The sequence below is a fragment of the Nocardia tenerifensis NBRC 101015 genome (assembly GCF_000308715.1).
Lineage (GTDB): Bacteria > Actinomycetota > Actinomycetes > Mycobacteriales > Mycobacteriaceae > Nocardia > Nocardia tenerifensis.
In genome coordinates this window covers 1-12345 of sequence record NZ_BAGH01000139.1, presented here as the reverse complement: position 1 = coordinate 12345, position 12345 = coordinate 1, and the positions used below count along the sequence as shown (strand labels likewise).

Sequence of the window (12345 nt, the reverse complement as noted above, 5' to 3'; positions counted from 1 at the left end):
TGCGCGGATCGCGGTAGCCCTGATGGCCGCCGACCGTGATGGTGCCCGAGACCGGCAGCGGCAAGCCGAGATCCACGGTGATGGTGCCGGTGCCCTGCATGACGTAGTCCTGGATGTCGAGCTTGCCCGCGTTGTTGGGCAGGTTCCACACCGCGGACTTCGGCTGCTGGGTGACGTCGAGCTCGATGGTCAGCCGGTCGCCGTCGCGCTTGGTCAGCGTCGCCGTGGTGACCTGCTCGAGGGTCACCCCGCCGCTGATCTCCTGCCGCACCGTCCACACCGCGCCCTCGCCGACCGGCTGGTCGGGGAACGCGATGGAGCGGTAAACCGCTTGATAGAAGGCCTGTTCCAAGGCGGCCCGCGCGGGGCTGGAGGTGTCCGGCGACGGCTCGAGCCGCAGCGCGGTGATGGCCCCGAGGTCGCTGAGGTCGAACCCGGCGTGCGAGCCGCCGGTCTTGGTGAGCGCCTTGGCCAGTGACGGATCCGGCGTGGTGACGGTGCCGAGCGTCAGGTCGATGCCGTCGGCGTCGGTCTGCGCCTTCATCGGAATCGACAGGGCGGGCGCGGAGAAGTCGCGCGCGGGCTGATCGTTGATCTGCTGCGCGATGCGGTGCGAGGTATGCAGCGTCACCTGCTGCACGGTGCCCGCCGGGTAGTCGCGGCGCAGCAGCGAGCGCGGCTCGTCGCCGGGCGACACGACGGTGGTGATCGCGACCGGGATCGGCACGCTGACCGCCTTGCCGATGCCGAGCGGCTCGGTGGTCTCGGGCTCCGAGCGCGACTCGGCGCCATCGCTGCAACCGGTCCCGAACGCGGTCAGGCCGACCGCGAGCACGATCAGCAGCACACCGGACCGCGCGAACCGCGGGATGTGGGGGGAAGACAACACCGTCACGAGCATCAGGGTACGACCGGTTCCTGAGTGTCAGCTGGGACTTGCGGGTGACCACCGCACAAGCCGCCGGGTAGCTCGAGAGATGATGGTGCGTGTGAGTGAAGAGCCGCCGCCCGAGGAGAACCCTGCGAACCGCGCCGAGGAGGCGACGCCCGCCGAGCGGCTAAAGACTCCACCGCAGCGGTTACGGACTCTGCTGATCATCGCGGCTGTCCTGCTCGGCCTGGATCTGCTCACCAAATGCCTTGTCGTGGCGAATCTGAAACCGGGCGAGCCGGTGTCGATCATCGGCGACTTCGCGCGGTTGAGCCTGGTACGCAACCCGGGCGCCGCCTTCTCGATGGCGACCGGCATGACCTGGCTGCTGACCTTGGTCGCGGCGGCCGTGGTGATCGGGGTGGTGCGCATCGGGCGCACGCTGCGGTCGCTGTGGTGGGCGATCGGGCTCGGCATGGTGCTGGGCGGCGCGCTCGGCAACCTGGTCGACCGGCTGTTCCGCGCGCCGGGACCGTTGCAGGGGCACGTGGTCGACTTCCTGGCGATCGGCTGGTGGCCGGTGTTCAACGTGGCGGACTCCTCGATCGTGTGCGGCGCGATCCTGCTCGTGGTGCTGACCGTGTTCGGCTTCGAGCCGAACGGCACGCGCACCGGACGCGACGAGCCGGTGGAGCCGGCCGAGCCGAGCGAGACGACGACCCGCTCCGAAGGGAACACCGCATGAGAGAGACGCGAACCATGCCCGTTCCCGACGGGCTCGACGGCATGCGGGTGGACGCGGGCCTGTCCCGGCTGCTCGGCCTGTCCCGCACCGCCGTCGCCGCGCTCGCCGAGGAGGGCTCGGTGCAGCTCGACGGCGTCGCGGCGGGCAAATCCGATCGGCTGACCGCGGGCGCCTGGCTCGAGGTGATCTTCCCGGAGCCCAAGCGCGAGCTGTCGATCGAGGTCGCGCCGGTGGAAGGCATGCGCATCCTCTACGCCGACGACGACATCGTCGCGGTGGACAAGCCGGTCGGCGTCGCCGCGCACACCGGCGTCGGCTGGACCGGGCCCACGGTGGTCGGCGGGCTGGCAGCGGCGGGCTACCGCATCTCCACCTCGGGCGCGCACGAGCGCCAGGGCATCGTGCACCGCCTCGACGTGGGCACCTCCGGCGTCATGGTGGTCGCGCAGTCCGAGCACGCGTACACGGTGCTCAAGCGCGCGTTCAAGCAGCGCACCGTGGCCAAGCGGTATCACGCACTGGTGCAAGGACATCCGGATCCGAGCAGCGGCACCATCGACGCCCCGATCGGGCGGGCGCGCGGCAACGACTGGAAGTTCGCGGTCACCGCCGACGGACGCCCGAGCATCACCCACTACGACACCGTCGAGGCGTTCCAGGCCGCCAGCCTGCTCGACATCCACCTCGAGACCGGGCGCACCCACCAGATCCGGGTGCACTTCTCCGCCATCCGGCACCCCTGCTGCGGCGACCTCACCTACGGCGCCGACCCGCGCCTCGCCCAGCGCCTCGGGCTGGAGCGGCAATGGCTGCATGCCCGTTCGCTCGGCTTCCACCACCCCGCGGACGGCCGCTGGCTGGAGATCACCAGCGAGTACCCCGACGATTTGAAGCACGCGCTGGACGTCCTGCGCAATGCGTGACGGGCGGGCGCTGCCCCTCGGCCGGCTCGCCGCCGGGGTGGCGGTCGTCGCGCTGGTGGTGTTCATCGTGCTGCTGGGCGTGCTGCATCCGCCGCGCAAGGCGGGCGTCTTCACCGATCGGCTCGGGCCGGAGCAGGGTGAGCAGGTCGCGGATTACCTTGCGCGGGCGCGCGATTCGCTCGCGGGGGCCGACACCGCCGACCATTGGGCTCTGGTCTCCTTCACCGAACCTGTTGTGCCGGAGCAGATCCCGCCTAACAGCGGTGGGCTGCGGATAGCGCAGGTGCTGTACCGAGTTCCGGTGCCTCGCGTACAAACTCCCTTGGTCGCCGTCCCGGTGCCCGCGGGCGACGCGGCCGCGGTCGCCTCCGCCGAGTCCGCCGCGTGGCTGCTCCCCCGCGCCGCCCTCGACGACCGAGCCGCCGAGGTCGGTGCACTGTCCGCCGCCCGCCTTCGCTCCGGATGCGCGTGCGCCGTCGGTATCGTCGTTCGCGGACCCCTGGACGGTCTACGAAAAATCGCCTCGCAGAACGGGATCCGTGCGGTGGAGGCGCTTCCCGCCGACGCGGTCGCCGGTCGCTTCGGTGTCGTGCCGCTACTGCCCGACCAACTCGATATCGTGGCGCCCGGACCGAACGACGGCCCCGTGCCGGACAAGTGACCTCACCTGATCAGCTCGACGGCGTGACCAGGCCCGCCTCGTAGGCGGCGATGACCAGCTGGACGCGATCGCGGGCAAGGAGTTTGGCGAGGACCCGGCTGACGTGGGTCTTGATCGTCAGCGGGCTGACGACCAATGTCTCGGCTATCTCGGCATTGGTCATGCCGCGGGCGACGAGGGTGAGGACGTCGCGTTCGCGATCGGTCAGGACGGACAGGTCCGGGCGGGGCGCGGGGTCGGGAACCGCACGGACGCGGGCGATCACGGCCGCGGTGGCGCTCGGCGAGAGCAGCGCCTCGCCCGCCGCGACGGTGCGGATGGCGTCGAGCAGCAGGGCGGGTTTGGTGTCCTTGATGAGGAAACCGCTGGCGCCGGCGCGGAGGGCGGCCAAGACGTTGTCGTCGGTGTCGTAGGTGGTCAGGACGAGCACGCGGACACCGGCGAGGCCCTCGTCGGCGGCGATCAGGGCGGTGGCGGCGATGCCGTCGAGGTCGGGCATGCGGATGTCCATCACGACGACGTCGGCGCGTTCGGTGCGCGCCAGCGCGACCGCGGCGCGGCCGGTCGCGGCCTCCCCGACCACCACCATGTCCGACGCGGACGAGACGAGCAGGGCGAACGCCCCGCGAACCAGCGCCTGATCGTCGGCGAGCAGCACGCGAATCATGAAGCAGCACCGGCGAAGTCACCGCGCCCGACGTCAGTTCCCGCGTCCGCCCGCGCATCCCCGCCTTCGACCGCACAACCCGGCGACGACCCGGGCGAGGATGTCCCCCTGGTGCGTGAGCCGTCCTCGGTCGCACAGCTCGGCGACACCCTGGACGATGATGTCCCCTCAGTGCGCGAGCCGTCCTCGACCATTCCACGACCGACCACGGGAAGCTCTGCGGTGACGGTGAATCCGTCCTCCGTGCCCGTCGCGACAACCGTGCCGCCGATGGCCTCGGCGCGCTCGATCATGCCGACGATCCCGAAACCCTCTGTCGTGACTCCACTCTCGTCTTTCGTGCCGACTTCGACAGCCCCGTTGTCGATGACCCGGATGCCGAGCCGATCATCGGCATAGTCGAGTTCCACACGAGCCTCGGATGCCCCGGAGTGTTTGGCCACATTGGTCAACGCCTCCTGCACGATCCGGTACCCGACCAGCTCCACGGTCGGCGCGAGCGCGCGCACCCGTCCGGTGCGGCGGATCTCCACCGACGCCCCCGCCGCCTCGACGGGCTCGGCCAGCGCCGACAGCTGCGCGAGAGTCGGCAGTGGGGAACGGGATTCGGCCACCGGCGAGCGGAGCACACCGACGGTGGCGGCGAGTTCGGCCCGCGCGTCCACGCAGGCGTCCGAGATCGTGTCGAGCGCGGCGATCACCGTCGCGGGCTCGGCCTTGCGCTCGGTGAGCAGATGCGCGGCCACTCCGGCCTGCACCTGGATGACGGTGACGGTGTGCGCGAGCAGATCGTGCAGATCCCGGGCGATGCGCAGCCGCTCCTCGGTGACCTGACGGCGCGCCTCCTCGTCGCGGGTGCGTTCCGCGCGTTCGGCGCGGTCCACGATCGCGGCGAGGTAGGCGTGCTGTAGCCGCGCCGCCTCCCCGGCGACGGCGGCGACCAGCACCCAGCCGATCGCGTCGATCGCCAGGAACACAGTGTTCTCCCCCGGCTCGGCGGAGTAGAAGATGCCGAGCTCCGCGATGACGACGACGACCGCGATCACCAGCAGCGTGCGGCGCCGGTTGCCGTACCGGGCGACCGCGAAGAGCGCGACCATCGTGGCCGGGATCAGCGCCTCGTGCGGGTATTCGGCCAGATGGTAGACGACGGCCACCGCCATGTTGGCGACCAGGACCGGCAGCGGCGCGATCCGGTAGATCAGCAGCGGCACAACGCCCGCCACCAGTAGCAGCACGCCGAGCGGGTCGAGCGCCGAGTCGCCCGGCATCAGCAGCGCCCAGCCGAAGCCGATGAACAGGACAACACCGGTGATCGCGCCATCGATCCACCATCGCCGCTCCATTCCAGCCATTGTGCGCGGCCGTGCCGCCGCGCGCGTACTCCGCGCGGAGTACGCGCAACTGCCCACCGCGGGCGGACGTATTCGCGGCGCGCGTCGGCGACGCTGCATTCGTACTCGACGGAGGAGAGATGATGGGGATGCGAACGCGCGCGCTGATCGTGCTCGGCCTGTGGGTGGTCGCGCTGCTGGCGTTGGTGCCGTTGGCCGGTCGGCTCGACGGCGTGAAAACGGATCGGATGGTCGAGTATCTTCCGGCGTCGGCCGAGTCGACGGCGGCCGCCGAGCTGGCGGCGACACTGCCCGGCGGGAACACGAACCTGTTCGTGGTGGCCTACTTCCGGCCCGGCGGGCTGACCGACGCGGACCGCGCCGCCGCAGGCCGCCAATTCTCCGCCCTTACAGCGGAATTCACGCCGGGTATCGACCCCTCGGCCGAGCCGCCGACGCTCGCTCGCGACGGCACGACCGCGCTTTACTCGCTGGAGGTGGACGAATCTCGCGGCGAGCCAGGCGAATACCTGAAGGACCTGCGAAAGATCGTGGCGGACCATCCGGACGGGCTCGCCGTGCGCGTCACCGGCCCCGCGGCCCTCCAGGCCGATTTCGAGGGCAGCTTCGACGGCGTCGACACGCAACTGTTGCTGGTGACCGTGGTCGTGGTGGCCACGTTGCTCTTGCTGACCTATCGCAGTCCGCTGCTGTGGCTGGTGCCGCTGATCTCGGTGGCGGTGGCCGATATCGCGTCCATGGCGGCGGTGTACGGGTTGGTGCGAGCCTTCGACATCACGGTGAGCGACCAGAGTTCGGCGATCCTCACCATTCTCGCCTTCGGCGTCGGCACCGACTACGCGCTGCTGCTGGTGGCCCGTTATCGCGAAGAGCTACATCAGCATTCGGCGCCCGGCGCGGCGATGCTCGCGGCCATGCGCCGGGCGGCGCCGGCGATCATCGCGTCGGCGGCGACGGTGACGGCCGGGCTGCTGTGCCTGCTCGTCGCCGACATGAACAGCACGGCGGGCCTCGGCCCGGTCGGCGCCGCGGCGATCGTCGGCACGCTGGCGGTCATGCTGACGTTCTTCCCCGCCGTCCTCGTGCTGTGCGGCCGATGGGTGTTCTGGCCGAGAATCCCCCACCTGAACGCGGCCACGGCGAAGCGTTCAGGACTGTGGGAGCGCGTGGGCCGAGCCATTTCTCGTCGGCCCGCCGTGGCTTCGGTCGTCTCCGTCGGCGTGCTCGCGGTGCTGACCTTCGGCCTGTTCGGCGACACCGGCTCGCTGGCGCAGACCGACCGCTTCGTCACCGCGCCGGAGTCGGTGACCGGGCAGAAGCTCATCGGCGAGCATTTTCCGGAGCGCGGCGGACTACCGCTGAGCATCCTGGCGCGCAACGAATTCCGGGCCGAGGTACTGCGGGCGGTGCGGAGCGATCCCGGTATCGGCTTCGCCGAGGAGGGCCGGTCGGGGCCGGAATACGCTGAGCTGACGGCGATTCCACTTGACCCGCCGGACTCGGCGGGCGAGTACGCCACCATCGAACGGCTGCGGGACACCCTGCCGAAGATCGGCGCGGGAACGCTGGTCGGCGGCGCCAGCGCGATGAACCTCGATGTCGACACCGCCTCCGCGCGGGACGACCGCACGGTGCTCGCGCTCGTACTGCTCGTGGTGACGGCGATCCTCGGCCTGCTGCTGCGCTCGATCGTCGCCCCGATCGGGCTCGTCCTGACGGTGCTGCTCTCCTTCGGATCCGCCTTCGGGGCAAGTGTTTTCGTGTTCGAACACGTCTTCGGCTTCCACGGACTCGAGCCATCGCTCATGGTGATGACGTTCCTGTTCCTGGTCGCGCTCGGCGTGGACTACAACATCTTTCTGATGAGCCGGGCGCGCGAGGAGGCGTCCCGGCACGGCACCAGGGCGGGGATGCTGCGCAGCCTGTCGGTGACCGGCGGAGTGATCACCTCGGCGGGGGTGGTGCTCGCCGCGACCTTCGCCGTGCTGATGACGCTGCCGCTGGTGGCCATGGTGCAAGTCGGGTTCACGGTGGCGTTCGGGGTGTTGCTCGACACGCTGCTCGTGCGGTCGGTGCTCGTGCCCGCGCTGACCGTGCTGGTGGGCGACCGGATCTGGTGGCCGTCGAAACCAGCACGGCCGGAGCGAGATTCGGCCGACGCCGAGCGCGAGCCGGAGCCGGCGCCTGCGTGAACCGGAGGGGACAGGCCTTCGCCGGGATGTACCATCCCCGCTTCATCCCGGCGAAGGCCTGCGATCACCACGCCGCGTCGATGGTGCACCGCGTCGCAGTGACAGAGCGCGACTCGGCCCCGGCGCGGCCACCCGCCGGCGGCGCCGGGTCGGCGCGCGAGTTCCGGTGGGGGCGCGCACGAGTCGCGGCTGCTCGGGTCAGTCCGGCAGGCGCACAACGCCGTCCAGGTACCGACGGCACCGGCCGACGAGCAGCACGCGGTCCCCGGCGAGCTCGCAGCGCAGGCTGCCCCCGCGCCGGGAGAGCTGGCGGGCGGCGAGTTCGGTGCGGCCGAGTTCGCCCGCCCACAGCGGAACCAGTTGGGCGTGCGCCGATCCGGTGACCGGGTCCTCCGGAATACCGACGCCCGGCGCGAAGAAGCGCGAGACGAAGTCGGCGGACTCGCCGCGCGCGGTGACGATCACGCCGCGCGGCAACGGCGGGAACGCGGTGAAAATCGGTGCGGCATCACGGACTTCCTGCTCGGAGGCGACCACGATGACCTCGTCGGCGCCGGTGAAGGCGCGTTGCGCGGTGACCCCCAGCGCCGCGACGAGCACCACGTCGGGCGTCGTCTCGGTGGCGGGCACGGCGGGCAGGTCGAGCACGAATTCGTCGTCGTCGGTGCGGTCCACGTGCAGCCAACCGCTGCGGGTGAAGAAGCTCACCCGGTCCGCGCCGGGGTGCATGTCCTCCAGGATCTGCGCGGCGCTGGCCACGGTGGCGTGCCCGCACATGTCCACCTCCACCGCCGGGGTGAACCAACGCAGGTGGAACGCGGGCCAGTCGCCCGGTGGCGCACCGGCCTCCCGCGGTAATTCCGCGGTGTAGAAGGCGGTTTCGGCGAGGTTGTTCTCCTCGGCCAGGTGTTGCAGCAACGAATCCGGGAGCCACGACGGGAGCGGCATCACCGCGGCTGGGTTGCCCGAGAACGGTGCGTCGGCGAACGCGTCGATCTGGTGCAGCAGTACCTCCATATTCGGAGAAGGTACTCCAACACTGAATGACCGCCCCGCACAAGGGTTCTCGCGGCGCGCCGGGTCAGATGTCCAGTTTACCGGGGAGCGGCGTCGTTCGGGGTCGGGAACAGTTGCCGCTTCTCCCCGAGCAGCGTCGCGCTGACCCACCACGCGACCTCGACGAGCACGATTCCCACAGCGCCGCAAACGAATGCGGCCGTGGTGAGACCGACGTCGGACGGGTCGAGCTTGAAGAAGTGACGGGTGAACGGAACGGTGAACAGCAACACGTACGCCGCGACCGAGGCCGCGATGAGCACCACCTTCCACCACACGTACGGGCGGGCCACGATGGCGAGCACCCACACCGCGATCATGATCAACGTGATGAGCGCGGTGGTGCCCGCCTGCTCCTTCTGCTGCGCGGTCGCCTCGGGACCGGCGTAGGCGATCAGGTAGGCCACGAAGGTGGCGACGCCGATCACGACACCGGACGGAATCGCCAAACGCATGACGCGCCGGACGAATCCGGTGCGGGCGCGCTCGTTGTTGGGCGCGAGCGAGAGGATGAACGCCGGGATGCCGATGGTGAACCAGGCGGCGATCGTGACATGGCGCGGCAGGAACGGGTACGCGATCGGGTCGTAGCCGAAGATCTGCGAGCCGACGCCGGCCAGGCCGACCAGGAACGCGAGCAGCACCGAGTAGACGGTCTTGGTGAGGAACAGATTCGAGACCCGCTCGATATTGCCGATCACCCGGCGGCCCTCGCCGACCACGTACGGCAGGGTCGCGAACTTGTTGTCCAGCAACACGATCTGCGCCACCGCGCGGGTGGCCGGGCTGCCCGCGCCCATCGCGACGCCGATGTCGGCGTCCTTGAGCGCGAGCACGTCGTTCACGCCGTCGCCGGTCATCGCGACGGTGTGGCCCCTGGACTGCAACGCGGCCACCATGGCGCGCTTCTGGTCCGGGCGCACCCGGCCGAAGGTGGTCTGCTCGTCGAGCACGTCGGCGAGCTGGTCGCGGTCCTCGGGCAGCTTGCGCGCGTCGACGGCGTGGTCGCCGCCGGTGAGGTCGAGCGAGGAGGCGACCGCGCCCACCGAGACGGCGTTGTCGCCGGAGATCACCTTGATCGAAACGTTCTGGCTCGCAAAGTATTCGAGCGTCTCCTTGGCGTCGGGCCGGACGCGCTGCTCCAGCACGACCAGCGCGGCGGGCCGCACGTCGCCCGGTGCGCCGTCGGCGTCGACCGCCCGGTCACCCCGGGCCAGCAGCAGGATGCGCAGGCCCGAGGAGCCGAGTTCCTCTGCGACCCTTGCCTCTTCGGAGCCCGCGTCGAGCAGCACGTCGGGCGCGCCGAGCAGCCAGTCGCCGTGCTCGCCGTAGGAGCACCCGCTCCACTTCTTGGCCGAGGAGAACGGGGCGACGGCGGTGCGCTCCCACCCGGGGCTGTCCGGCAGCGCCTCCGCGATGGCCTGCACGCTCGCGTTCGGGCGCGGATCGTCGGCCGCCAGCGCGGCCAGGGCCTGACGAACCTCGTTGTCCTGGAACGAGTCCAGCGTCTTGATGTCCGAGAGCCGCATGCCGTTCTCGGTGAGCGTGCCGGTCTTGTCCGCGCACACCACGTCGACGCGGGCCAGCCCCTCGATGGCGGGCAGCTCCTGCACCAGGCACTGCCGCCGGCCCAGGCGCACCACGCCGACGGCGAACGCCACCGAGGTCATCAGCACCAGGCCCTCGGGCACCATCGGCACCAGCGCCGCGACCATGCCGGTCACCGCGGGCCGCCACGACTCCTTGCTGGAGACCAGCTGGTTGTAGATGCTCAGCAAGCCCGCCGGGATCAGCAGATAGGTGATCACCTTCAGGATCGTGTCGATGCCGCTGCGCAGCTCCGACTTCACCAGCGTGAACTTGCTCGCCTCCTCGGCCAGCTTGGCCGCGTACGCGTCCTTGCCGACCTTGGTCGCGCGATAGCAGCCGCTGCCGGAGACCACGTAGCTGCCCGACATCACCTCGGCGCCGACCTGCTTATCGATCGGGTCCGCCTCGCCGGTGAGCAGCGACTCGTCGACCTCGAGCAGCGAGGCCTCGGCGACCTCGCCGTCGACCACGATCTGGTCGCCGGGGCCGAGCTCGATCAGGTCGTCGAGGACCACCTCGCGCGGCGACACCTCCACGGCCTCGCCGTCGCGGCGCACGGTGGGCTTGGCCTGGCCGACGATGGCCAGCTTGTCCAGGGTGCGCTTGGCGCGGATCTCCTGGATGATGCCGACCGCGCTGTTGGCGACGATCAGCAGGCCGAACATGCCGTCGATGATCGATCCGGTGGCCAGCACCAGGATGAAGAGCACGCCGAGGATGGCGTTGATCCTGGTGAACACGTTCGCCCGGACGATGTCGCGGACCGAGCGGCTCGCCCGGTCGGGCACGTCGTTGGTGAGCCCGTCGCGGCGACGTTGCTCGACCTCCGCCGCGGTGAGTCCGGTGGCGCGCGCGGCCTGCACGGTAGTCGACATGACCGCAAGGCTACGTGAGAAGTAGCGTCGCAAGCGTGCAGCGGAGCGGGTCCATCCCTGGTGTTGCGTTCGGTACGAGCGCCTTTTTCCTCTGGGGCCTGTTCCCCGCGTTCTTCGGGTTGCTGGCGTTCGCCGGCGCGGCCGAGGTGGTCGCGCAGCGGATCCTGTGGACATTGCTGGTGGTACTCGCGGTGCTGCTGGTGGCGGGGCGGCTGCGCGAGCTGCTCGGCATCGGCGCGCGGATCTGGCGGCTGGCGGCGGTGGCCTCGGCGGCGATCGCGGTCAACTGGGGTGTGTATGTGTACGGCGTCACATCGGGGCACGTGGTGGAGTGCGCGCTGGGGTACTTCGTCAACCCGCTCGTCACCGTCGCGTTCGGCGTGCTGATCTTCCGCGAGCGGCTGGCACGGGCACAGTGGGTTGCGCTCGGGCTCGGCGCGGCGGCGGTGGCCGTGCTCACCGTCGACTACGGCAGGCCGCCGGTGATCGCGCTGGTGCTGGCCTGCTCGTTCGCGACCTACGGTCTGGTGAAGAAGGTGATCCCGCTGGACGCGCTGCGCGGCATCGCGGCCGAGGGCGTGGTGGCCGCGCCGTTCGCGCTCGCCTTCGTCGTCGTGCTCGCGCTCACCGGCCGCAGCGAATTCGGTTCCGGCGCGGGGCATGCCGCGCTCATGGCCGCCACCGGCCCGGTCACCCTCATCCCGCTGCTGCTGTTCGCCGTTGCCGCCCAACGGGTTCCGCTGTCCACCATGGGGCTGCTGCAATACCTCACGCCCGCCCTCCAGATGGCCTGGGGCGTGGCCGTCGCGCACGAGCCGATGCCCACGTCCCGCTGGGCGGGTTTCGCGCTCATCTGGGCGGCGCTGGCCGTGTTCACCGCGCACGCCCTGCTGCGGGCGCGGCGCACCCGGTCCCGCGGCGACGAGTCGGCCGCCGCGGAGCGCGGGTAAGCGGCGTTGCGGCGTGGGGAATTCGCTACCAGGCGGTGTTGATGTGGCCCGGGGTCCAGGTGCCCCAGCGTTGGGTCTCGTCGATGGTGACCTTCGCGGTCTGCGCGTTCGGGTCCAGCGGCAGGTACTGCTCGATCGAGCCCCAGTCCCGGTCCCAGTCCTTGTCCAGGTAGGTGGGTAGCGCGCGGGCGGTGAACAGCAACTGGGTCCAGCCGAGCGGACCGCCACCGTCGTGCGCCTGCCAGAGGTTGGTGATGGTCGCGCCGTTGCGGTCCGGCAGGATTCGGTAGGCGGGCAGGTCGGCGACGCCCGCGTGGGTCGGAACCAGGTTCTGGCACGGGAAGTTCAGCACGACCTCCCAGTCCAGCAGGACCGGCGTCCGCGAACCCACCACGGCGGTCAGGGTTTTCGTCTGCGGCACTCGCGGCGGGGTCACCGCGAGCCACTGGTCCTTGCCGAG

11 protein-coding genes are annotated in these 12345 nt (G+C 70.6%); 5 read left to right on the top strand and 6 right to left on the bottom strand.

From position 1 onward, the window contains the following. On the bottom strand, positions 1–901 hold a 901-nt coding region (locus ON39_RS11445), incomplete at its 3' end, for a hypothetical protein (RefSeq protein WP_063713334.1). Positions 902–977: 76 nt separating this feature from the next. Here ON39_RS11445 and lspA point away from each other — a divergent pair. Genes lspA through ON39_RS11430 form a run of 3 tightly spaced genes read left to right on the top strand, consistent with a single transcriptional unit; the run spans position 978 to position 3200 of the window. Continuing rightward, positions 978–1616 carry a signal peptidase II gene (gene lspA, locus ON39_RS11440; RefSeq protein ID WP_040733507.1) on the top strand — a complete coding sequence of 213 codons (639 nt, stop codon included), beginning with the start codon at positions 978–980 and terminating at the stop codon, positions 1614–1616. Next, entirely contained in the window at positions 1613–2539 is a 927-nt protein-coding gene (locus tag ON39_RS11435; protein ID WP_040733506.1) for an RluA family pseudouridine synthase, read from the top strand. The genes lspA and ON39_RS11435 overlap by 4 nt, the downstream gene beginning before the upstream one ends. Next, the gene (locus tag ON39_RS11430) at positions 2532–3200 is read left to right on the top strand and encodes a hypothetical protein (RefSeq protein ID WP_040733505.1); all 669 of its coding nucleotides are present in this window, start codon (positions 2532–2534) and stop codon (positions 3198–3200) included. The genes ON39_RS11435 and ON39_RS11430 overlap by 8 nt, the downstream gene beginning before the upstream one ends. 10 nt (positions 3201–3210) lie before the next feature. Here the strand turns inward: ON39_RS11430 and ON39_RS11425 are convergent, their stop codons facing one another. Further along, positions 3211–3867 carry a response regulator gene (locus ON39_RS11425; protein WP_040733504.1) on the bottom strand — a complete coding sequence of 219 codons (657 nt, stop codon included), beginning with the start codon at positions 3865–3867 and terminating at the stop codon, positions 3211–3213. Then, the gene (locus ON39_RS11420; RefSeq protein WP_051186517.1) at positions 3864–5213 is read right to left on the bottom strand and encodes a sensor histidine kinase; all 1350 of its coding nucleotides are present in this window, start codon (positions 5211–5213) and stop codon (positions 3864–3866) included. The genes ON39_RS11425 and ON39_RS11420 overlap by 4 nt, the downstream gene beginning before the upstream one ends. A 131-nt stretch (positions 5214–5344) precedes the next feature. On the opposite strand from ON39_RS11420, the gene ON39_RS11415 reads away from it, so the two are divergent. Further along, the gene (locus ON39_RS11415) at positions 5345–7414 is read left to right on the top strand and encodes an MMPL family transporter (RefSeq protein WP_040733508.1); all 2070 of its coding nucleotides are present in this window, start codon (positions 5345–5347) and stop codon (positions 7412–7414) included. A 198-nt stretch (positions 7415–7612) separates the two neighbouring features. Here the strand turns inward: ON39_RS11415 and ON39_RS11410 are convergent, their stop codons facing one another. Beyond that, complete coding sequence (locus ON39_RS11410) at positions 7613–8431, bottom strand: PhzF family phenazine biosynthesis protein (protein ID WP_040733503.1); 819 nt, start codon at positions 8429–8431, stop codon at positions 7613–7615. A gap of 77 nt (positions 8432–8508) precedes the next feature. Further along, a complete protein-coding gene (locus ON39_RS11405; protein ID WP_040733502.1) occupies positions 8509–10935 on the bottom strand; it encodes an HAD-IC family P-type ATPase in 2427 nt (808 codons plus the stop codon). Positions 10936–10970: 35 nt separating this feature from the next. On the opposite strand from ON39_RS11405, the gene rarD reads away from it, so the two are divergent. Next, positions 10971–11885, top strand: a complete 915-nt coding sequence (gene rarD / locus ON39_RS11400; protein ID WP_040733501.1) for an EamA family transporter RarD — start codon at positions 10971–10973, stop codon at positions 11883–11885. A gap of 25 nt (positions 11886–11910) precedes the next feature. Here rarD and ON39_RS11395 read toward each other — a convergent pair. Beyond that, on the bottom strand, positions 11911–12345 hold a 435-nt coding region (locus tag ON39_RS11395; RefSeq protein ID WP_040733500.1), incomplete at its 5' end, for an arabinosyltransferase C-terminal domain-containing protein.